This is a genomic window from Methanocorpusculum petauri (genome assembly GCF_026891975.1).
In the GTDB taxonomy this organism is placed as follows: domain Archaea; phylum Halobacteriota; class Methanomicrobia; order Methanomicrobiales; family Methanocorpusculaceae; genus Methanocorpusculum; species Methanocorpusculum petauri.
In genome coordinates this window covers 1-22,334 of sequence record NZ_JAPTGB010000026.1, presented here as the reverse complement: position 1 = coordinate 22,334, position 22,334 = coordinate 1, and the positions used below count along the sequence as shown (strand labels likewise).

Annotated in this window: 25 protein-coding genes; 6 read left to right on the top strand and 19 right to left on the bottom strand. The window is 51.7% G+C overall.

Going from position 1 to position 22,334, the window contains the following annotated elements; all coding sequences use genetic code 11:
• Positions 1–50: 50 nt before the first annotated feature.
• The 6 genes from O0S10_RS09775 to nadX all read right to left on the bottom strand — a co-directional run bounded on the left by O0S10_RS09775 (position 51) and on the right by nadX (position 4,068).
• Positions 51–320, bottom strand: a complete 270-nt coding sequence (locus O0S10_RS09775) for a hypothetical protein (protein ID WP_268925698.1) — start codon at positions 318–320, stop codon at positions 51–53.
• Between the two features lie 400 nt (positions 321–720).
• Positions 721–1,011, bottom strand: a complete 291-nt coding sequence (locus tag O0S10_RS09770; RefSeq protein WP_268925696.1) for a hypothetical protein — start codon at positions 1,009–1,011, stop codon at positions 721–723.
• Between the two features lie 4 nt (positions 1,012–1,015).
• Positions 1,016–1,450 (bottom strand): hypothetical protein, encoded by a 435-nt coding sequence (locus O0S10_RS09765; protein ID WP_268925695.1) that lies wholly within the window; start codon positions 1,448–1,450, stop codon positions 1,016–1,018.
• A 133-nt stretch (positions 1,451–1,583) separates the two neighbouring features.
• Positions 1,584–2,414 (bottom strand): carboxylating nicotinate-nucleotide diphosphorylase, encoded by an 831-nt coding sequence (gene nadC / locus O0S10_RS09760; RefSeq protein WP_268925694.1) that lies wholly within the window; start codon positions 2,412–2,414, stop codon positions 1,584–1,586.
• Entirely contained in the window at positions 2,411–3,313 is a 903-nt protein-coding gene (gene nadA, locus O0S10_RS09755; protein ID WP_268925693.1) for a quinolinate synthase NadA, read from the bottom strand. Before nadA ends, nadC begins: the two co-directional genes overlap by 4 nt.
• Positions 3,310–4,068, bottom strand: a complete 759-nt coding sequence (gene nadX / locus O0S10_RS09750; RefSeq protein ID WP_268925692.1) for an aspartate dehydrogenase — start codon at positions 4,066–4,068, stop codon at positions 3,310–3,312. The genes nadA and nadX overlap by 4 nt, the downstream gene beginning before the upstream one ends.
• Before the next feature lie 106 nt (positions 4,069–4,174).
• On the opposite strand from nadX, the gene O0S10_RS09745 reads away from it, so the two are divergent.
• The 3 genes from O0S10_RS09745 to O0S10_RS09735 all read left to right on the top strand — a co-directional run bounded on the left by O0S10_RS09745 (position 4,175) and on the right by O0S10_RS09735 (position 7,867).
• Positions 4,175–5,548, top strand: coding sequence for a winged helix-turn-helix transcriptional regulator (locus tag O0S10_RS09745; RefSeq protein WP_268925691.1), 1,374 nt, complete (start codon positions 4,175–4,177; stop codon positions 5,546–5,548).
• Positions 5,549–5,598: 50 nt separating this feature from the next.
• Complete coding sequence (locus O0S10_RS09740; RefSeq protein ID WP_268925690.1) at positions 5,599–6,741, top strand: winged helix-turn-helix transcriptional regulator; 1,143 nt, start codon at positions 5,599–5,601, stop codon at positions 6,739–6,741.
• 106 nt (positions 6,742–6,847) lie between these two features.
• Positions 6,848–7,867: a winged helix-turn-helix transcriptional regulator gene (locus O0S10_RS09735; RefSeq protein WP_268925689.1), complete on the top strand. Its 1,020-nt coding sequence runs from the start codon at positions 6,848–6,850 to the stop codon at positions 7,865–7,867.
• On the opposite strand, the gene O0S10_RS09730 is transcribed toward O0S10_RS09735, so the two are convergent.
• The 6 genes from O0S10_RS09730 to O0S10_RS09705 all read right to left on the bottom strand — a co-directional run bounded on the left by O0S10_RS09730 (position 7,868) and on the right by O0S10_RS09705 (position 11,061).
• Positions 7,868–8,083 (bottom strand): helix-turn-helix domain-containing protein, encoded by a 216-nt coding sequence (locus tag O0S10_RS09730; protein WP_268925688.1) that lies wholly within the window; start codon positions 8,081–8,083, stop codon positions 7,868–7,870. It abuts the gene before it with no gap.
• 6 nt (positions 8,084–8,089) lie between these two features.
• Positions 8,090–8,671, bottom strand: coding sequence for a hypothetical protein (locus tag O0S10_RS09725; protein ID WP_268925687.1), 582 nt, complete (start codon positions 8,669–8,671; stop codon positions 8,090–8,092).
• 118 nt (positions 8,672–8,789) lie between these two features.
• On the bottom strand, positions 8,790–9,563 hold the full coding sequence (locus O0S10_RS09720) for an ABC transporter permease (protein ID WP_268925686.1): 774 nt from the start codon (positions 9,561–9,563) through the stop codon (positions 8,790–8,792).
• Positions 9,553–10,476: an ABC transporter ATP-binding protein gene (locus tag O0S10_RS09715; RefSeq protein WP_268925685.1), complete on the bottom strand. Its 924-nt coding sequence runs from the start codon at positions 10,474–10,476 to the stop codon at positions 9,553–9,555. Before O0S10_RS09715 ends, O0S10_RS09720 begins: the two co-directional genes overlap by 11 nt.
• A complete protein-coding gene (locus tag O0S10_RS09710) occupies positions 10,473–10,712 on the bottom strand; it encodes a hypothetical protein (protein WP_268925684.1) in 240 nt (79 codons plus the stop codon). Before O0S10_RS09710 ends, O0S10_RS09715 begins: the two co-directional genes overlap by 4 nt.
• A 43-nt stretch (positions 10,713–10,755) precedes the next feature.
• A complete protein-coding gene (locus O0S10_RS09705; RefSeq protein WP_268925683.1) occupies positions 10,756–11,061 on the bottom strand; it encodes a hypothetical protein in 306 nt (101 codons plus the stop codon).
• Between the two features lie 229 nt (positions 11,062–11,290).
• Between O0S10_RS09705 and O0S10_RS09700 the strand changes: the two genes are divergently transcribed.
• Positions 11,291–12,235, top strand: a complete 945-nt coding sequence (locus O0S10_RS09700; RefSeq protein ID WP_268925682.1) for an ROK family protein — start codon at positions 11,291–11,293, stop codon at positions 12,233–12,235.
• 145 nt (positions 12,236–12,380) lie between these two features.
• Here O0S10_RS09700 and O0S10_RS09695 read toward each other — a convergent pair whose 3' ends face one another.
• Positions 12,381–13,343 (bottom strand): EamA family transporter, encoded by a 963-nt coding sequence (locus tag O0S10_RS09695; RefSeq protein WP_268925681.1) that lies wholly within the window; start codon positions 13,341–13,343, stop codon positions 12,381–12,383.
• Between the two features lie 137 nt (positions 13,344–13,480).
• Between O0S10_RS09695 and O0S10_RS09690 the strand changes: the two genes are divergently transcribed.
• The gene (locus O0S10_RS09690) at positions 13,481–14,200 is read left to right on the top strand and encodes an SAM-dependent methyltransferase (RefSeq protein ID WP_268925680.1); all 720 of its coding nucleotides are present in this window, start codon (positions 13,481–13,483) and stop codon (positions 14,198–14,200) included.
• Here the strand turns inward: O0S10_RS09690 and O0S10_RS09685 are convergent, their stop codons facing one another.
• Together O0S10_RS09685 and O0S10_RS09680 are read right to left on the bottom strand one after the other, a co-directional pair.
• Positions 14,201–15,418, bottom strand: coding sequence for an ABC transporter substrate-binding protein (locus tag O0S10_RS09685; RefSeq protein ID WP_268925679.1), 1,218 nt, complete (start codon positions 15,416–15,418; stop codon positions 14,201–14,203).
• Positions 15,408–17,336 (bottom strand): Nramp family divalent metal transporter, encoded by a 1,929-nt coding sequence (locus tag O0S10_RS09680; RefSeq protein ID WP_268925678.1) that lies wholly within the window; start codon positions 17,334–17,336, stop codon positions 15,408–15,410. Before O0S10_RS09680 ends, O0S10_RS09685 begins: the two co-directional genes overlap by 11 nt.
• A 135-nt stretch (positions 17,337–17,471) precedes the next feature.
• Between O0S10_RS09680 and O0S10_RS09675 the strand changes: the two genes are divergently transcribed.
• Entirely contained in the window at positions 17,472–18,491 is a 1,020-nt protein-coding gene (locus O0S10_RS09675; protein WP_268925677.1) for a BMP family lipoprotein, read from the top strand.
• A gap of 29 nt (positions 18,492–18,520) precedes the next feature.
• On the opposite strand, the gene O0S10_RS09670 is transcribed toward O0S10_RS09675, so the two are convergent.
• The 4 genes from O0S10_RS09670 to O0S10_RS09655 all read right to left on the bottom strand — a co-directional run.
• Complete coding sequence (locus O0S10_RS09670; RefSeq protein WP_268925676.1) at positions 18,521–19,510, bottom strand: magnesium transporter CorA family protein; 990 nt, start codon at positions 19,508–19,510, stop codon at positions 18,521–18,523.
• A 108-nt stretch (positions 19,511–19,618) separates the two neighbouring features.
• Positions 19,619–20,416, bottom strand: coding sequence for a winged helix-turn-helix transcriptional regulator (locus O0S10_RS09665; protein ID WP_268925675.1), 798 nt, complete (start codon positions 20,414–20,416; stop codon positions 19,619–19,621).
• Positions 20,391–21,056: a hypothetical protein gene (locus tag O0S10_RS09660; RefSeq protein WP_268925674.1), complete on the bottom strand. Its 666-nt coding sequence runs from the start codon at positions 21,054–21,056 to the stop codon at positions 20,391–20,393. The genes O0S10_RS09665 and O0S10_RS09660 overlap by 26 nt, the downstream gene beginning before the upstream one ends.
• A gap of 224 nt (positions 21,057–21,280) precedes the next feature.
• A partial coding sequence (locus O0S10_RS09655) for a hypothetical protein (protein WP_268925673.1) occupies positions 21,281–22,334 on the bottom strand: 1,054 nt, incomplete at its 5' end.

The following is a 22,334-nucleotide window of genomic DNA, read 5'->3' as shown; positions in this document are numbered from 1 at the left end:
CCCGAAAAACCACATCGCCACAGGCGGATACTGCCGCCAGATTCCAGTACTCAGATTCTTTCCATGTATTCCGTGGTTACTCCAAACAAAACCAAAGCAAAAACCTCCCGAAAAACCACATCACACATGGACATCCAAAAACCACACGCAAAAAAGCCCCCGAAAACATTTTCCACACGGGGGTACCCAGAAAGAGAACCCGCAAGACACCAAAGAAAACCATTGTCCGAAAGACGCAACACCAGCACCTCCGGAGGAATCAGGGATGTGAACACACCCGGCAGAAAATAACCAAACAGAAAAAAAGGAACAGCCTGCACCGGTGTCCACCACCGCCGCAGGAGCACAGCCCACCTTAACACAGGCACCCGCGCCCCTTTGCGGCGCACTCTTCGGACTCCTCACAGCAGGTGTCCATCTCAGAAGAAGAGAGTAACCCTCTCTTCCGCTTTTTTTCTGCATTGCAGGCGGCAGAAGGCATCCTTGGCAAAACCCCCACACAACGATTGAACGAAAAAAAGAGAACACCCGTTCCCGCCACCACAGGATACTCTCTGGCTGGGGAACCACCCATCCTGTTTCGAATATATAAAACAAAATCCTAAACGCATGAAACGTTCAATCGTCAACACACACACTTTTGCCGGAGTGCCTGCCGAAACCGGCACAAAATCCGATCTCTCATCGTGCACTCCTGAATCAGCAACACCGGAAAAATGATTAGTCTTTCATAAGATCAAGATCAGCATAGCGGGCGGCTAACTCGGCGTGTCCAATCCTGCAGGAAACCATATCGATAAATTCAGACTTTGACAGGTGAAGCTGTTCAGCCATACGGGACAGCAGCTCATCCCCTATCTCCTGACCATTGTGACTCATGTGGGTTTTCACATTAACCATACGTCCATCAGTACAGAAGACGAAACGACAATGATCCGTCCTGCCCGGCTTTACGAGAAAACCCTTCTTTTTCAGGGAACCCTGTACCTTATCCGCTTTCAGAACTGCCAAAATGTCACATCCACACACTATCTTTCAGCAGTTTACCATACGCAGCAGCAGAAGGAAACATCGGCGTATCCGGATCAGTGAATATGTCGTAATCATCCGCAAACATCAGACGGGCCTTTTCCAGACCTTCAGAGAGAGTCCCGCAGGTTATCAGAAAAGAATACTCATCATTCGTTAAAATTAATGATTCATCCTCCTGAATCGTGATTTTCAGCGGCATGGGCCGCTTCAGCTTTTTTAACTCATCGCGGACATAAACCGTATTCAGGAAGACAACACCCCCCTCCTCTCCTGTCTCGCCGATATCAAGCACGTCCAGCATCTGCTCAAGAACATCATCATACGTCTGATTTCCGCGTTTTTTGGAACAGACACGCTCTTTAATGTGTGCCGAGACGGTGATACTCGTTTTTTGTGGCCTCTGATCCATCGCCTGCATGATTATCTGATAATGGGGGTGATGAGATAATAGATTTTATTGTCACGGCGGCTTTGCTCAAAAATCCTCAAAAGCCCCAGACATTCGGAATAAAATCCGCGAAAAAAACATCTGTTGCTCTCTATGCCCGCGATCACTCAATCTCCAGACTCACATCAGCACACCGCACCGAATGCGTCAGCGCCCCCATACTGATCCGATCCACATCAATCCCCGCCCACAAATGAAGCGTCTCCGGCGTAATCCCGCCCGACACCTCAAGCACCAGCCGCTTACGCAGACCCCGTGCCGCAAGGGCCGCAATCGCCCCGTGCACCGCAGACGGCGTCATATTATCAAACATCAGAACATCAGCACCCGCCTCCGCCGCCGCAACCGCATCGATCAGATTCTCCACCTCACACTCCACCTTACGATACAACGAAAACTCCTTCGCCCGCCGGACAGCATCCGCCACCGGCAGCAGGGCACGGTGCGTATCCTTAATCAGAAACGCATCCGACAACGAATCACGGTGCGGATCCCCGCCGCCGATACGGATCGCCTTCTTATCAAAATACCGCAGACCGGGCGCCGTCTTCCGCGTACCCGCAACCCTCACATGATCATTCACCTGGGCTGCAAACTCCTGCGCAACAGCAGTAGCCGTAGCAATCCCGCTCATCCTCCCCAGAAGATTCAGCGCAGTCCGCTCAATCGCAAGAATCGCATGAACCGAACCGGCAAGCGCCAGAATCTTTGTTCCGGCAGCAACCTGCTCGCCGTCCTCCGCCTCCGCCATCACCGAAACCCCAAAATGCTCAAACAACCAGATGCACTCCTCAACACCCGCAAGAATCATCTCCTCCCGCGCCTCAATCCGGGCGGAAACAACCTTATCGGGAATCAGGGCAACTGTCGTAATATCGCCTGCGGGAACATCCTCCGCAAAAAAAGAAAGCAGCTGATCTGTCGGCGTCGTCATTTCGACACCTCAATCATCCGCTCAATCGCCGCACGGGCCCGGCTCGCAATCGGATCCGCAACCTGTACCGGATACACCCCGTCGCGGAGCGTCACAAACAGATCCGGCAACGCAATCAGCTTCATATTCGGACACACCGCCGAATCCATCACATGAAACACCGTATCCGGATACCGCTTCCGCAGTGGATGGGCAATCCCTTCCTCCGTCAGAATCACCCACTCGTCCGCACTCCCGCAGTTCCGCACCATATACCCCGTCGAACCCACCAGATCGCACGCCTGCTGCACCTCCGCACTACACTCCGGATGACAGATGACCGTCGCATTCGGATACTCGCGGCGGGCAGCCCCCACATCACGAACCGTAAAATTATGATGCGTCGGACATCCGCCGTCCGCTGGAACAGGAACGATCTCCTTGTCCGGCAGCTGGCGCTGCACCCATCCGGCAAGATTTGCATCCGGACCGAAGAGAATTTTTTTCTGCGGCAGCGACGCCGCAACCGTGGCAGCGTTCGCCGACGTACACGTAATATCGCACTCCGCCTTCGTCGCCGCATTCGAGTTCACATACACCACAAACGGCGACCCCGGATACGCAGCCTTCGCCTGACGCACCGCATCAGGCGTCAGCTGATCCGCAAGCGGACATCCCGCATCGGGACGCGGAATCAGAACCGTCTTCTCCGGTGAAAGAATCTTCGCCGTCTCCGCCATAAAGTACACACCACAGAGAACAAGCGTTGACTCCTTCGCCTCCTTCGCAAGCCGGGCAAGTTCCAGCGAATCACCGCAGATATCGGCAACATCCTGAATCTCCGGCGGCTGATAGTTGTGGGCAAGGATCACCGCATTTTTTTCTGCGGCAAGTTTTCGGATCTGCTGCTCATAGTTCATGCGCCAATCACCAGCGGGTTATCAAGATTTTTCAGAAGGGTAAGAATTGACAGAGCAGCAAGATAGCTGGTTGCCGGATTATCAGGCGAAGGGAGGTTTCTGATTCTGATATACGCCTCGCCGAACTCTCCTTCAAAGAATATCTCGTGCATATTGCGATCCTCCTCGGGATCCATCCACAACTCCACATCAACATCGCGGCCACAGGCAATCGACAGCGACTCGGCAACATTCGTGTTCTTCGGATACTGCCGGACACAATCATGCGCCTTTCCGGCAAACAACTGCGTACGCTCGGTCGCCTCGCGAGAAAGCGACTTCGGGTTCTTGGTCGTGCGCAGAACGAATTTATCGACACGGCTTATCTGGCCGATACGGATATTGTCAAGTCCCATCACCGCACCGGACGGAATATGGATCTTTCGTTTCAGTTCGCGGGCAGTCTCCACCAGATGGGCCCGGAACTCCTTATCCGCAAGCGCCCCGACACTCATGATAACAATATCCTTACCCGACTCCAGCACCTCCTGTGCGTGTTCGGTGGCAGCAACAACAGACGCTGCCTCAACAATAATATCGGTTGGTTCGGCGAGGAAGGCAGAAAAATCCGAAAACGGTTTTGCATCGAACTCGCGAGCAAACTCCTCCACACGCGCCGGAACTACATCATACACAGCCGTTATTTTGAAGTTTTCCTGACCTGCAGCAATGACGCGGCCGATATTTCCGCATCCAAGCAGACCGACGGTGATCATACTACTAAATATCAGAGTGTACGTAGTTAAGGATTATGTCGGTACCGGATTTCAGATACTTTGATCACACTTGATTTAATGCAGAACGACCGAAGGTATCATGATCATGTCATCCAAACCTGCGGCGGTTCTCCTGATAGTTCTGCTCGGAACTTTTGCGTTTGTGTTGCTGTGTGTTCCGGCAGAACTGCCGCAAGCGCCGGCGCCGCAGGCGATCAACTCCTCCATTCCGATCTCCTACGGAGAAACGTGGGAAGAGGCGCAGGTCCACAGCGGGAATGAATCCTACTATGCCCAGATACGGGAGTGGATGGAAAACAACGCAGATGACTTCCGTACGGTGGCAGAGATGTACTACTCTGCACAACACGGGACGGGAAGTCCGGTATACGGCATACAACTCGGTCGGGCAGTAACCGTTCTGGTACCTTCCGGAACCACCATTGCAGAGATCGATCGCATCTACGGCTGGATGAATGAATCGATGGCAAAAGCAGGACTGTATAATGTTGCGGTACAGTTCAGAGGCAGCGATCTCATTATCAGGCCGGAACCGGTTGTGACGCGGACACCAGAACAGGCAGTGAAAACCTACGGCGATACCTGGGAGGAAATATGGGAACGGGAGGGAGAGGAGTACAACTATACCCGTCTCTGGAACTGGTACGAGGAGAACCGGTACGCGGGTGACGTGTGGGAGAAGGCAAACGCCTACTATGGATCTGCCGCGGACAATCCGATAAACCGGATTGAGTACGGCTGGACGATCACCATTCTGACCGATCCCCTGTCCGTTACAGAGATGGATCGTATCTACGGCTGGGTGAACGAGTCAATGGAAGCCGCCGGTCTCCGGGGGATTCCGGTGCAGTTCCGGTACGGCGGCGTATTTACCGTCAGCGGGCTCACGCTCACAGCAGAGAAGGATTCCGTGATCCACGGACCCCCACAGCCGAATTATCTTCGATCCGTTCTCCTCATACTCTGCATCGCAGGCGTTGCCACTCTCGGATTTTCGCGGATGCTTGAACTCCCCGAAGACCCCGCATCACGACCGCAGAGAATTGCGGCCTTCATCGCGGAACATCCCGGATGCTCCCAGAAAGAGATCGCAGACGCAACAGGATTCTCCCGCGGATCGATTCTCTATCATCTCAAACGGCTTGAACAGAAAAAGATCGTGCGGCAGGCAGCATACGTTGGAAGCATCCGCTACTTCCCAAAAAAAGATGATGACTCCGTAATGGAACGAACACTCCGTACCGTACTTGCGCAGGAAAAACCCGCACGGGTTATCCGCGAGATAACAAAGTCTCCCGGAATTGGAAGAAAAGAGCTGGCAAAACGGATCGGGATCACCGAAACCACACTTGTCTGGCATCTCGAACGACTGCATGATGCGGGAATTATCGACCGGTATGACGAAGGTTGTACGCTCTCGTCCGAAGCCGCAGCTGTGTGGGAACTGCTGGACACGTGATTACTCTTTGATCACATTTGATTTAATAGAGAAGAACGGAACTCTATCATATGTCATCAACGCAGACGGCAGTTCTTCTCCTTCTTTTGTGCAGTATATTTACTGCTGTTCTGCTCTTCGTTCCGGCGGAGATAACGGTACAGCAAAAGACCGCACCCGTCGCAAATCCTGCCGTGATTCCCGCACCGGTACCGGTTCTGGAGAATGCAACCGTAATGAGGGTAATCATGATGTGGGATGACAAACGGGACTATCGCGGATCGATTCTTGCCTCCTACGGAGCAGCGCCGCTCGAAGTATGGGAGTGGGCGGGAAAGGGTTCTGACGAAAAAACGGCACAGGACTGGCTCCATGGAGTGATGAACGAGGAAGGAGAGTTCTGGAAAAATATTGAAACATATTATGGAAGCATCGAGGACGGGCCGGTCAACCTCATTGAGTTCGGCGGGGCGAAGATCACGATCCATGTCGGAGACAATACAACACGGGAAGAAATTGACCGCATTTACACATGGTGGAATGCCTCAATGGCTGATGCAGGAATACCGGCACTTCCTACCGAATTCCGGTACGGCGGATCGGTATATCTGACCGGAACCACCACCGACAGTGCAACGATCATCATAATCGGAGAACCCCAGACAGAACCATATTTCCCGCCGCAGAAACATCCGAACTATCTCCGATCCGTTCTCCTGTTACTCTGCACCGGAGGAGTTGCGGCGATCGGATTTTCGCGGATGCTTGAACTTCCACAGGATCCCGCATCACGACCGCAGAGAATTGCGGTCTTCATCGCGGAACATCCCGGATGCTCCCAGAAAGAGATCGCAGACGCGACTGGATTCTCCCGCGGATCGATTCTCTATCATCTCAAACGATTGGAACGAAAAAAGATTGTGCGGCAGGCAGCATACTTCAGAAGCATCCGTTACTTTCCGGTAAATGATGATGGATCAGTGATGGAAAGAATCCTCCGCACCGTACTCACCCGGGAACGGCCTGCGCAGATACTTCGCGGGATCGCGGAGACGCCGGGGATCGGAAAGGAGGAACTTGCAAAAAAAATCGGGATTGCAAAAACAACACTCGCCTGGCATCTCCGCAGATTTGCAAAGTCGGGCATCCTCATCAAAAACGGCGAGGGCTGGACGCTCACACCGGAAGCTGCGGAGGCATGGAAACGACTGTGAATCCGTGAAAAAATTTCGTAGACCTTCATAATAAAACAGCAAACCCCGCAGTACCAGGAATTGATCACACTTGATTTAACAGAGAAATACAGATGCTATCATACGTATGGGATCAAAGCAGACGACAGTACTTCTCCTTCTCCTCATCGCCATACTTTCTCTCGTTCTGCTGCTTCCCCCAACAGAAACAACCCAGCAGCCGGAAACCCCAGACCATACCCTGCACTATGGAATATCGTGGGAGAAACGGTGGGAACAGGAAGGGACCGCATATGACTATAACCTGTCCCGGAACTGGCTCTCACACAGCGGGGACGTCTGGAAAAATATCGAAACCTCCTATGGAACCATAGCAGCAAGCCCGGTAATCAGCATACACTTCGGGCAGTCCGTTGTGGTGTATGTGAAACACGGCACATCCATCGAAGAAATGAATCGTATCTACACCTGGATCGATGCCGCAGCACAAAAAGCAGGAGTTCCCGACATCCCCGTCGAATTCAACAGCTGCGGGAAACTGCTCACCTTCACAAAAACCGGAGTGTACACCTTCTATGAATGCTCCGGGCTTACCGGCGGCACCGCCACCGAAATACCCGGAGGACAGATCCGATCCCTTCTCCTTGTCCTCTGCATCGCAGGAGTTGCCGTTCTCGGATTTTCACGGATGCTTGAACTCCCCAAAGACCCCGCATCACGACCGCAGAGAATTGCAGACTTCATCGCAGAACATCCCGGATGTTCCCAAAAAGAGATCATGGACACAACAGAATTTTCCCGTGGCTCTGTCCTCTACAACCTGGTACTCCTCAAACGAAACCAGATTATCCGTGAGGTCTCCTACTACGGAAATCTTCACTACTTCCCCAGAAAAGATGATGATTCCGCGATGGAGAGAACACTTCGTGCCGCACGCGCACAGAAAACAACGGCAGACGTTCTTCGCGAGATAGCGGAGTCCCCCGGAATCGGAGCAAAAGAACTTGCAAAAAGAATCGGGATTGCAAAAACAACACTCGCCTGGCATCTCAGACGACTCAGTAAAGCGAAAATTATTACCAGAACCTCCAGTGGCTGGGCACTCACACCCGAAGCTGCGGAAGTGTGGGATCAGCTGAACACCTGATCAGGACCCCTCATCCGGCTGGTACTCCAGAATATCCCCCGGCTGACAGTTGAGAGCTTTGCATATCGCTTCCAGGGTGGAAAACCGGATCGCACTGATCTTGCCGGTCTTGATCTTGGAGAGATTAACATTGGTCACGCCGACCTTCTCGGAGAGTTCGTTTAACGACATCTTCCGGTCGGCCATGACGCGATCAAGTCGGAGAATGATAGGCATAATATCTCAGAGAGTTTCATCAGCCTGCTGCTGCAGGAGAACACCGTATTCAAATATATGTGCAAGGCAGTATAAAACTGCGGCGGCGAGCAGAAGTTCAAGACTAAGCGGCAGCGGGTCAACCTGAACGTTCAGAACAGCATTGCCTGCAACGCCGATCAGACACGGAACAACACTCAGCAGCGCCATATAGATGGACGCCTTCTTCATCCGCTGTGCATTGGCAGTGGTAAACGGAAGCAGAGTCTGCCGGATCTCGGAAAATATCTTTCCCATGGACCGGAGCATCGCCGCAAGCAGCACCAGATACGAAATGGTGGATGCACAAAACACCGCAGCAGCACGCAGGAACATCTCAAACGGAGAAACACCGTCCGGGAGAATCATCGAACCAAAAACTTCCAGAACATTTTCCGTGGTGATAAACACGGAAAAACCGTCCGGCCCTTCAACACAGTAGATGAGGATCGTCAGAAAAAATACGCCGGCAAGGATTACGATCACTAGCCACAGAAGAACCCATACAATCTTTATGGCAATATCCGCAATTCTTGCACTCTTCTCAATATTTGCCTGAACAGTATCCATCAAAGCACCACGTCACTGTGTACTATGTAGGTCGTTGCCCTATACCAAATTATCGTAAAACGATAAAAAACAGAACGGACAGAGATGTCCGTTCCGGAAGGAAACCATTTAACCCGCCCTATTTCAGATCCGCTCTCCGGAACACACCGCAGGCAGCAGCAGTCATCAGCAGAATAAATCCGACACAGATGCCCGCAGCCCGCAGAAGATCGATCGGGAGTACACCGGACACAAGAACAGTACTTGGCAGGGTAAACGGCAGCCAGGAAAGAACAGTGCCGATCCACGGAACGAACTGACCAATACTGCTGAAAAGGGTGACAGCGAGGAACAGCACAATCAGACTCAGGGCAGTCACCGCAGAACTCCGTTTCAAAGCAAATGCAAACGGCACACAGATGGAAAGACTTGCCGCATAGACAAGAATCATCACCACAAACACGGCTGCCATGTGCACAAGGATCTCTGGTGTAAACACCATACCGAACTCCGGCAGGAACAGAAGAGCCGCTACAGTGATGATCGCAGCCGGAAGCAGAAGAACCGCAAGTGCGAAGAAGTACACCAGAGTTTTCGCAGCAATAACGGAAAAACGGCTGTATCCAGAGGATATGGCCGCCTGGAGGGTTTTGTTCTCAAAGTCACTGCAGAGAAAAATTCCGGCAAGAACAGATCCCGCAAGTACCATGACAATAGTGTCGCCAAGCGCAGCATAGTACAGATTGATACCCGAAAACACATCCGGCATGCCAAGGGCAGCCCAGAAGTCACGGGTAGCGGACGCAACAGCGATGGTCAGAAGAGCGTTGACTGCCATCAGAACAAACAAAATTTTGAACGTCCGGAGTTTTTGCAGATAGAACAGTTCACATTTGACAAGATCAGCAAACATTATTTTTGCCTCCGACAATGGATACGTAGTATTCCTCCAGACTCTCTCCCGAAACGGAAAGATCGGTTACGACAACACCGTTTGCAAAGAGAAGTTTTGCAACCGTCTCCTGATCCGGATACTCATAGAGATTGACCGAACCATCGGGAAGAACACGACACCGGGCGGTCGGCAGATGTTCTGCGAATACCTGCATCATTCTCTCCGGTTGATCGGAGTTTACATGGAGATAATGCCTGCAGCGTTCCCGCAGTTCCGCAAGGGTGAACGTCTGTTTGATCCTGCCGTAGTGGATAATGAGGTAATCGGTTGCGGTCTGGTACAGCTCCGGCAGGTTATGGCTGGAGAGAAAGATGGTAACATGCCGCTCAACGCAGAGATTGATCAAAAGATTCCGCATCTCAACGATGCCTACCGGGTCAAGACCGTTCAGCGGCTCGTCAAGGATGAGGAGATCCGGATCTCCGATGAGTGTTACGGCAATGCCGAGACGCTGCTTCATGCCAAACGAAAAGTCCTGAACTTTTTTGTCGCCGGCATCCCGGAGGCCGACAAGAGCGAGAAGATCGTCTTCGACACGTTCATCTCTGACGCCGCGCATCAGACGATAGAACCGGAGGTTTTCTTTTGCGGTCATGCGGGGAACAAGAGCCGGCTCTTCGATCATGCAGCCGATTCTCTGGCGTTCGTGTTCGAGATTTTTTTCACCGGAGACGCCGAACAGTTCAAGCGTTCCTTCCGAGGCATAGGACAGGCCGGCGATGATCCGCATAAGTGTGGTTTTGCCCGCACCGTTCTGACCGATAAGGCCGTAAATTTTCCCGGGTTCAAGCGTGAGTGAGACAGCGTTCAGAACTTTTTTTCTGCCGTACACTTTGGTAAGCCCGGTTATTTTGCATACAGATTCGTTCATGATATTCTGATTTTTGAGTGAATGGTGATCATCCAGAGGAGGAGGAACACGGCACCGGATGCGGGAACAATAACCGCTGCGACGGTAAAAAATACCGATGCCGGAAGAAGAACGGCGCCGGAAAGTATCATCCATCCAAGGACAATGAGAACTGCGGCGGATGCCGCCGCAGTTATGGCGGCTGCAAGATTCAGTCGATAAAGATAATGGAGGTGGAGTCTGCCTGCCGCTGTCATGGGAATGTCTCAGTTTGTGGAGGGATGTGGAGTGATTCGGGGATCACGCAAGATCAATTTTGATACCACCGGAGATCCCTGCAACAATGTTGTAGATAACGGCGGTGATCGCACCGATGATGAACCCGGTTATCGTAGTGACAACAGCAAAGAACAGAACACTGACGATCAGTGCGGTGGTTCCTATGGAGGTAGTGAAGATGGAAGAAAGAAGTTCCCCTGCGCCAAGGCCGAAGTACGCGAATACGAAAGGGAGGATTGCGGTGAGGAGAGAGGACAAGAGACCAAAGACGGCACCGAATTTTGCGACGGAGAATATCCCTACGCTCCGGACTTCACGGATCTCCATCAGAAGTCCCCCCGAAGATGAGTGTTCGATCTGCTCAACAGGCCGCCCGCAATACGGGGCAGCTGATTCTGGTTTTTGGAAGATGCATTCATGCTGAAAGTCATCACTTACCCATGTGTCGCAATACGTTAATAAATTATCGTTTATCGATAAATATTATCTGAAAAACATACAACTATTTCGGAGAGAATAGTTCATCTGCGAAGGGGCACAATATAATACCAGCGAAATGACCGAAAACCTGCATGTCGCTGCCATCGATCTCGGTGCGACGAATATCCGTACCGGCTTTATCCGTAAAGACGGAACTGTCGTCGCGTTCCGCGCCGAGGAAATGCCGAAGAACTCCTGTGCGGACGGGTCGGCAGTAACCGAAAAGATCGCCGCGATGATCACATCGATGGAAAAAGAGACAGGCACAACACCCGATGCAATCGGCATCAGTACTGCAGGTCCGGTCAATCAGAAGGCAGGATCGGTTGTCGGATCGCCGAACATGCACTGCTCGGAGATTTTTCTCCGCGATCCGCTCGCAAGTCTGTTCCATGTTCCGGCAGTCATGCTTTCGGACTGCAAAGCAGGAGTTATCGGTGAGTACTTTTACGGCGGTGCAGACTCCGCGCACACCGTTGTCTATCTCACCATCTCAACCGGTATTGGCGCAGGTGTCATCTCAAACGGATCACTTCTGACAGGTGCAGACGGAAACGCGGGCGAGATCGGACATATTGTTGTTGACACCAGCTACGATGTCCGCTGCGGCTGCGGAGGTGTCGGCCACTGGGAAGCGTATGCAAGCGGTACCGGAATTCCGAAGTTCTTCCATGCCTGGCATGCAAAAAAATGTGATGGACACTGCCCGGCAAAGGCAGATATCTCTGCCGGACAGATTTTACAGGCGGCAGAGATCGGCAGTCCTCTCTGCTGTGAGTTCGTCGAAGAACTGGCAAAAATCAACGGCCGGGGCCTTTCAGCGGTGATCAACGCATACAATCCGGACCTGATCATCCTCGACGGACCAGTCGTCAGAAACTATCCCTCGCTTGTCGCAGGAAAAATGACCGCATCAATTGATCGGTATCTGCGGATGCCGGAGATCCGGATCACCACACTGGACGGAAAAGCACCGCTGATCGGTGCTGCCGCTGCCGCGTTCCGGATCACGGGACAGTGATCCAGAACATCCTCACGCAGCGAACTGTTTTCAACATACCCGTTTGATCCCTGACAGCCTCGGTAGTTCGTTTTGTGAGAACAGATACTAAATATACTGAATTAATTTTTCAAAAAAAATTCCGGAAAAATATTTTCAAAAAAAATTATGCAGTGTCCTCGGCAAGGCCGCTGGAAATTTTCTTTTCCATCAGATGCGGGAACGCAATGCCGACGAGAATAACCAGCACACCGACCCACTGCAAACCGGACACCGCCTCAACCAGAACAACCGCAGCCGCAAGCACCTCAACAGGCAGCTCCGCCGCATTCAGGATCGTTGCCATGCCCGTACTAATCCGCGGCGCACCGATGGCAAGCAGCAGGATCGGCAGCGCAACACCGAACAGACCAAGAGCCACACCATATATCAGCGACTCACCTGCGAAAATGCCGGCCGGAATTGCCGCAGGGGTATCAATGCAGGCAATCAGACCGCACACAAAGATAAAACCCGCAAGTGCAATGAAAAAACTCCGGTTCATCGGCGTCATTGACGGCTCAACCCGTCCGCTCAGGAACACAAACATCGCGTAGAAGAATGCCGCGAGCAGACCAAGCACCACACCGAACGGATTGATCTCCATACCAAAACCGGTTGTTCCTCCGGCAAGAATCGTACCGACAAAGATTACCACAACCGCAATCAGCTGATTCCGCGACGGCATCCGGCGGTTTGCAACCGCCTCGATCACCACACCCATCCATGAGAACTGGAACAGCAGAATCACCGCAACCGAAACCGGCAGATAACTCACCGAGTAGAAGTAGCAAACGGTTACCAGACACATCACAATGCCCGTGAAGAACAGAACCACCCCGCGTTTCCACGCAGGCATCGTACTCTTTACCGGCTTGTCCTTTCGCGGGAACAGGAAATGCACAAGAATTACCAAAACAAACAGAATAACCAGACCGTAAAAGAATTTGCCAACCAGAATAACCGGAATACCCACTCCGTTACCAAGGGCAATTTTTACGATAGTCGACAAAATACCGTAACAGCAGGCCGCGAGCAGCACAAGGAATGAGCACAACACAACTGAGCCGGACAACTTTTTCAGATCCATACCAATCTGAATCTATAGTGGGTGAAGAATCGTATAATAATTATGCATTCATTTGCGATAACTCAGAAATAATGGAGTGATTAACAACTAAAAATGTGAAAAACTACTTTAGTTTCGGGAAACACCTATTGTGTAGTATGGACTTTGCAGAAATTGAAACGATCACCCAGGGAGCGCTTGAGATCATGAACCCGATCTCCGAAGAAAAGCTTCTGCGGGCCGGGAAGATCGCAGGGCTTGCACCCGGCAAACGGGTTCTTGACATTGGATGCGGCAACGGAACCGCACTTTCCCTCTGGCACAAAGCCTTCGGCATCACCGGAACCGGCATAGAAGTTCGTCCTGCCTCCGCCGCCCGCGCCAGAAGTACCCTTGCCGGAACACCAATTGAGATCCGATGCGTTGATGCCTCCGTTCTTGTGCCCAAAGAACCCTATGACGTTGTTGCAGCTCTTGGAACATCCTTTATCTTCGGCGGTGCAGAAAAAGCACTTGCCCATCTCGCCGAGTATGCCGATGAGAACGGCAGTGCCGTTCTCATCGGCGACCGGTTCTGGAGAACCGATCGTGTCCCGCCGGAATTTGCCCGTGAATGGACAGAAATCCCGACCGCCTACGAACTTGCAGTAACCGCACGCGAACTCGGTTTCACTCTTTCCGGAATGATCACCGCATCACCTGACGAATGGGACACATATGAATCATCCATCTGGAACAGTGCCCTTGAGTACATCGATCTCCACGGAAACGAACCGGCTGCCGATGAAATTGCAGCATATCTCGAACAGATTCAGGACGAATATCTCGCTTACGGACGGGAATACATGGGCTGGGGACTGTTCGTATTCCGGCAGTAATCATTCAGGTGTACTGCTGATACCGTGATAATCGTACGTCAGGATCTCATTCCACTTCAGCGTCTGCCACGTACCATTCTCAAGAATCACCAGATCATAGGCAGGCTGTACATCACCGTTCTCATCAAACACCCGCGGGCCGCAGATACCCACGTGCCGGATGTGGTCCAGTGAATTCCGGATGCCTGCATACGTATATCCGCCGTCCTCAATACAGGTTGCAAGAAGCACAACCGCATCATATCCATAGGAGACCGGGAAGTTGATCGACGTTGTATTATACTCCTCATAATACCTATCCGCAAACGAGGGAACGGTCAGCTTGTGCGCCTGCGTAAACCCGATCATATTTTCTGCGTACGTACCGACCTGTGCCGGCACATCGCTTGAGGTCATCGTATCCGAACCGAACCAGATAGGCGCAAGTCCTGCAGCTTCTGCTGCACGCATGATCTCCACACCCTGTTCGGGATACACAATCAGAATCACCACATCCGGATCCTCTTCCGCCATCGTTTCCACAACCCACGTTACATTCATCGGCAGATCATCAGGGATCTCGATCTCTGTGATGTTCTCAACATCGATCAGATAGTTCTCTATCTCATGTTCAAACGAGTGCATCAGACTCAGACCGTACTGATTGTCCAGATACACCACCACGACCGAATCCACGTCCTCAATGCCGCCGACGATCTTTGCCATACCGCCTCCCTGATATACATCAGAGGCAACCGTCCGGTACACGCCCGGATACAGAGACAGCGCCCCGGTTGTTGAAGCGGGGGACAGCATCACAATATCAAACGTTTCGGCATACGGGGCAATTGCAAGAGAATTTTCACTGCCGATTGCCCCGATCACCACCGGAATACCCGCATCACGCACCGCATTCATTGCCTTCACCGACATATCCGGATCGCTCTTATCATCAAAGTACTCAATCCGCAGCGGAACACCGCGAATACCACCGGCCGCATTGATATCCCGGGTTGCCATCTCCATTCCCAGGTTGTAGCCGATACCAAAGTTTGCAAGAGACCCTTCCATCGGAAGAATGGCTGCGATCACCACCTCATCCTCCGGAAACGGTTCAGAAAGCTGGGTTCCGAACGGATGGAATGCCACCACAAAAAGTACGCAGACTGCAGCAACAATCAGCACATCGATCAGCGTTGTCCATTTCGTACGGGGTGAATGGTCGTGGTTATCTGACATGTTTCTCCTCCTCATCCTCTGTCTTCTCTTCCGGAGGAGTGAGCAGCTGCCGGAGTTCCTCCTTCAGCTTCCCCATACTGAACGTATCTCCCGGGAGAAAAAGTGTCTCGCACCGCCGTACAATGTATGCGAAGATCAAAAGACCCGCGATGTTTACCATGCACATCGGCAGAATAGTAATCGAGATGATGTTCAGTACCGCAGCAGGTGTCATAACACCGGTCGGAATGGACAGCAGCGGAAAGATGACCAGCAGATGCAGACACTCAACGCCGATGGCAAGCAGCGTCACGCGAAGCAGAGTTATTTTTCCTTTCCAGCGGTGAATGGCATATCCGGCAAGAATACCCGCAGCAACGGTCGCAACAAAACAGGGAAGAGCCGTATCACCACCCTGCAGAAAACGATGGGCACCGCCCAGGAGACCGGCAACACCCCCGATCACAGGGCCGCCGACGAGCCCGGCAATCATGGGACCGACATCACGGAAGTTGATGATGACGCCCTCAACCGGGATTCCGCGGAAGGTACCGTACATTGAGATCGCACCAAAGAAAATCACGGTCCAGAATTTGTCGAGAATATCCGCCCTGCCGGAGATGAGCTTCTTAAACAGTTCGGTCTTGGAGAAGATGTAGAGAACAAACGCGACAACGAGCATTCTCTCGATTAACGGAACACCGTAGGTAAGAAACGCAGACTCGAGCAGGAGTGCAACGTAAATCGAGATTGCACTGCCAAGTCCCATGATCATCAACCACAGACGGTTACCCCGTGCGTACTTCGGGAGCTTCAAATCCAGATAAATGACGATGAACCCGAACACACCAAAGACAATTGCGGAGAATGCGGCAATTCTCCGGATAATGAGCATGGGGTCGCTGATAAGAAATGAGGAGATGATAATTCCCGAAAAGACGAGAAGCATGATCTGGTAGAGTTTGTGTTCGGACGGGAGTTTATGGCCTGACTCTTCGCCGATCTCGCGAACCACTTTGGCAACCGCACGGGCGCGACCGTCCATACCGACAACAACCGCGCCAAAGAAGATGAAGGTGACAATGACAAGAAATGCGTAGGCACCATAGGGCAGGGTTCCGACAATGTAGAGCACCTGGGTTATCAGAGTGTCAAGGCTGAGGGTCGCATCGTGTCCCATAAACGAAACAGCATAGCCGGAAAAGCCGAGGAACATAAAACCAATCGTGATGACAGCGACGAAAAAGAACCCTATCAGAACATCAAGATTGACACTGCGGATGTATTTGCGGAAGTTGGATTCGTTGAGGAGAGTACAGGACTGCTCCATTTCGGAGTGACGGCGGGATTTTTCGTGCAGCCAGACAGAGTAGAGCATGAGATTGAGACCGGAACCGACAACGCCGATGATGGCAAGAATGACCATCTCGGAACCTGCGGGGATTTTGGGAACGAAACCGTCGACGAAGAGGTTAACGGGAATCGGAAACTCAAAAAGACAGAAGACAATGGCAAGAGCAAGGATGCCGACCAGCACAGCGACGATCAGTTCAAGAATGTGATAGGAGTCGGTACGCAACAGCGCAAGACAGATAAACAGAAGGAACAGTGCGATGAGTACGACGCTATAGACACCCGGCAGGAGGTAATCGAGAAAGATCGCAGCAAACATCAGCATTGCGCCAATAGCAAGCATTTCAATCAGATAGACGATGATGATGAGTGCCGAACCCCAGTACTTGGGACCCGGAATGCGGCCCAGGGCATCGAATATGGTGTGACCGGTTGCAAGCGTGTAGCGGGCAATGCCGTTGGTGAATGCATATTTGAAGATAAGAGTAAACAGAACCGCCCATATGAGAGTCATACCATGATGGGCACCGATCTCGATTGCTTCAGTGACGCCCGCTTCACCTGCTGCAGTGATGGCAAGAAGCAAACCGGGACCGAAGAAAACGAAGGTTTCGCGAAACCATCTTCTCAATTTTTGTAGAGCTGATGTTTCCTCACTCATGAACCGACCGCCAGAATATTTTAACTATAGGATACGACAAGATATATAATCTTGGAGAAAATGATGAAAGGATTCTGGAAGATATGCGGAGTTCTGCTGCTGATCATACTCATCTGTGCGGCGGGATGTGTTGTGCCCGATACGGATAAGAAATCCGCGGGACTTGTGGTTGATATCAGAAATGCGGAGGATTCGTTTAATGCACAGGCAGTTGCCGGACTGAACCGGTCCGCAGAGGAAGGAGTGGCGGTCGCTCTTGTGTATGTGGCAAACAATGACAGCGACGCAGCTGCAGCGTTTGCCGATCTGGAGAGCAAAAGACCTGCAGTGATTCTCTCCACCGGGAACAGTCTGACGGAATATTTTGCCGAGTCAGCACGGAAAAATCCGGATCTGCATTATGCCACGTTTGACGGGACGTTCAATGCAGATTCCGGAATGCCTGGGAATATGATGAACGTGCTGTTCCGATCAGAGGAGCCAAGTTATCTTGCAGGGTATCTGGCAGGGATGATGACGAAGACGCAAACGATCGGGTTCATTGGCGGAATGGAGATTCCTGCGGTGGATCGGTTCTACTATGGGTATCGTGCCGGTGCTGAGCTGGCAGCAGAGGAACGGGGACAAAACATTTCGGTGGAGAAAGCCGTCGTCGGCAACTTCTATGATCGGGAGACGGCAAAGCTGCTTGCGGACAAAATGTATGACGGAGGAGCGGATGTGATTATACAGGCGGCAGGCGATGCAGGGCTCGGGGTGATTGAAGCGGCGAAGGAAAGGGAAAAGTATGTGATCGGGGTGGATATGGATCAGCGTGATCGTGCACCGGAAAATGTACTGACGAGTGTTACGAAGAATCTGGAAGAGGCGGTGTATCAGACGATCACAGCGTACGTGAACGGAGAGGAGTATGACGGAGAAGAGATCTGGCTCGGTCTTGCGGACAATGCAGTGGGACTTGCACCTCTGCATCCTGCAGTCCCGGATGCAGTTGTGAAAAGAATTGCGGAACTGTCGCAGATGATCAAAGAGGAAAAGATCGATCCCCCGGCAACAGCAGGGGAGTACGCAAGGAAATAATTTTCACCGGAATTTTTTTTAAATTTTTTTCAGATAATTTTCCGCCGGAACAGCAGCCACAGAAGGACTGCGGAGATGCTGAGCGATCCGGTGATGAGAAGAAGAAATGCGAGCGGATTCTCAGAGAGAAATTCGGGGATGATGACGTTCATACCGAAGAAGCTTGCGATCATCGTCGGGATGGTCAAGAGAATGGTGACGACCGTGAACAGCTTCATGATGCTGTTGACGTTGTTGTTGATGATGGAAGCGCAGGTGTCCATGATATGGCCGAGAGTGCTGCTGTAGGTCTGCGCCATTTCGAGTGCCTGCCGGTTTTCGATGATAGTGTCTTCGAGAAGATCTTCATCCTCTTCATACATGCGGACCTCCGGCGTGGGAAACCGGTACAATTTTTCCAGTACCGCTTCGTTCGCCTTCAAAGCGGTTGTCATATAGACAAGAGACTTTGAAATGCGGAGCATTTCAAAGAGTTCCTCGTTTTTGGTGGCTTTATAGAGTGTGTGTTCGATTGTGTTGGTCAGATTGTCGATCTGCCGGAGGTGCTGTATGAAGAGTCTGGCATTACGATACAGAAATTGAAGAAGGAACCTGGTTTTTTTCACCGTGGAAAAGTTCTTTACCTTGCCGTCGATGAAGGTCTGGAGAACCGGATTTTTCCGAAGAGAGACGGTGACGATGGTGTCCTGCATGACGATAAAGCCGGATGGAACAGTTGTGTAGCTCGTGATGCCGGTGGTTTTTGCGGGATATGATGTGGCAGGGTCTGTATCATCATCAATGTCCACGTACGGCGTGTCCACGATAATGAGGGTCCGGCCGTCGTCGTGTTCAATGCGGGGGCTTTCTTCATCATCAAGCAGGGTGATGATGTCGTCTCTGGGAATGGATAGTGTGGTACAGACGTAGGTGATCTCGTCTTCGGTGGGCTGGATCATGCGAATCCAGCTGCCGCTTTCGATGGTGTCGATTTTGGACGGGCCATGCGAGGCGTCGGCGGATCGGTAGATTTCCAGCATTCGGATCTCCTTGGCACTATTTGTGCTGATGCTGCTTGATTGATTTGTATGGAGAATATATAGAGTATCGGAAAGTACTGAAATTTCCGGAAAAATAGTGATATGGGATCAGGTATGATCCTGCGGGAAGAGCTGCATGCCGCGGCCGGAACGGGCTACGGAGATGAGATCATTTTTTTCAAGCCGCCGGAGATGCCAGGTAAGGGTTCCCGAGGTGATGCCGGTACGTGCGGCAAGGACGGTGCCGGAGATGCCCGGTTCTTTTTCGATGATATCGAGAATTTTTTCGGTGGTGGAGTTCCGGCACAGAGTGATGCGGATGGTGTCGGCACGGGTGAGGGAAGAGCCGTTCGGGAAGTAGTAATAGATGTGACCCGCACTGCGGGAAATGATCCGCTTTTCCTTTTCGAGAACCGCAAGATGATACCTGAGTGTTGCATAGTGGATGCCGGTTTTTTTCCGGAGATCAGCGGCGGAACTGCCGGGCGCATCAGTGATGGCTGCAAGAACGCCATCACGGACGGGGCTTGGGGATACTTCGCGGCTTCTGCCGATCATGACCGGCAGAAACTGAACGGCGGCAAAGGCGAGAACAGCGAGACCGGAGATTCCGGCTGCCGCGAGAATCCATGCGGGAACTTCGGACGCATCGCGGGCGGAGTCGGCACGGTTGCTGTCCGAGAAGCCGCCGGGGTAGTCGGACCGTGGTTCATTGACGGTGTAGCCGCCTTCTTCCGGGGTTTTGATACCGAGACCGTTGGTGATCCAGGAGGGAACATCGGCAAAACTTCGGGGAATCTCACCGGGTACGGTGATGCCGTCATCGGCAGCTGCTGCGGGGATGAGGCAGAGGCAGACAAGGAGGGCTGCAGCGAGCAGATTAAATGGTGTAGTTCTGTACTCCATGGATGTTCACTCCTTTCACGCAGTACCACCATTCACCATCTGCAACACCGTCCGGGCGGGAGATGTAGGTGTAAATCTGCATTTTCTGCGGGTTGCTGTAAAGCGGTTCGGCTTCGGTGAAGGGGCCGAAGACACATCTGTCCGGCGAGTAGATGGTGATGCTGAGATTGTTTTGGATGTTGGCAGGATTTTCCCATTGGAGGTCAACGGCAAGCCGGGTCACGTTTGTGGTGACGTTTTTGGAAAACCATTGGGTTTCTCCTTCGGTGATGGATGCACCGCCGCGGACGCCGGTATCCGGGCCGCGCTGGGCACGTACCATGCTGCTGAGCATTTTGCGTGTTTCTTCGGAGATATCCAGATAGAGTTCCGGCTGAGTTATTGCCTGGTACTCACCTTCAGTGATCTCCAGTTTTTCAATGGCATCCATGAGAGCGAACCGCTCCCTGCCAACTGCTTCATTGATGGTGAGGCCGAAGCCGGTGCCGTGATCCGTCCGGTCAAGATCGTTGAACTCCCAGATATGCGTGAAGTTTGCAAGTTTTTCTTTGTGTTCGGAAGAGACTTTTGCATACACCTGCGGCCAGACGGATTCCAGATATTCGGCTGTGGTCATCTCAGTTCCGGTATACTGCTCCATCAGGGCAAGGCTCTTTTGGATCTGCAGATAATTTTCTTCCGCAGGGTTCTCCGCGAGGGAGGGAACTGCCAGCAGCAGAAACAGAGTGCCTGCAAGAAGAAGAATTCGGGAAACTTTTTTGATCTATAACACCTCCTTTGTTCGATATGCTTTCATTCGCAGGAAGAGGTATATAACATCTCTGGCAGTTGTATCAAAATGAAGGTGGGGAAAATCTGAAAAAATTATTTCTCTCTCCAGAGAACTGCAAACACACAGGCAAGAACGAATGCAAGCAGACCAATGGTCAGAGTGAGCGGGGAACCGGCCTGAGTAGGTTGTGGGGGAGGAGTCTGTTCTACTGCTGAAGATACGATAGTCGCTTGGGCAATCGGAGGGAGATCAACTTCAACAAGTTTCACCGTGATTACGCCGGTTCCTTCGTCCCATTGAGACTGAAGGGCATAGGGGGGATACACCTGAGATGGGTGGATTCCATCCGGAAGGATCAAAATCTCCGTTTCCATGGTTTTCAGGTTGAGCATACGGCGTTCTGGCGGATCAGGGTACGCATTGTCTGCAAGACTGAATAACTCATAGACGATGGTGTCTCCCCAGATATTACAGAGATACTGGCTATATCCTTCTTCCTTGGGAAGAGTAGTCGTTTCCTCTGACGAGATGTTATATGCATGGAGATATCGTTTAGACGGATCTGCTACAAGCATTCCAGAATCATCATACACAAAATAATCTCCGGAAAGAAACATCGGGCCGTTTGGATCGGGATAGCCTCCGGGATAGATCTGTTTCTGTTCCCCGGTCTGGAGATTATACTGCATAAAGGTGAGGTCACGTGGCCAGTAGTCACTGCGCATTGTGATAAAATACTGCCCGTCTGTAACAAAACTATTACCTCCCGAACTACGGGGAATATCAAGCTTAACCGGTGTGTTGGTTTCAGGAATATACGAGTAGAAGCCATCATTTCCAATAAAATAAATTACTCCATTTGCCACAACTACTTTAGAATCAGCAGCAGAAAGAGAACCCGGAACAGTTGAAAGAAAGCGTTGGGACAGATCATAAAGATATACTCTCCCTGTTTTATCCATCTTTAAATGGAATTCGGGCATGACAATATACCTATCATCGGATACGGAAAGACGCACAAAATAATCCGGTGCTGATTCATGAATGATCTGTGGCTCACCGATCATTTTCGCATCAAGAGCCGACGCCGGAAAAATACAGCAGGATACAACAACACAAAACAAAAACACGTACACACATCTGTTC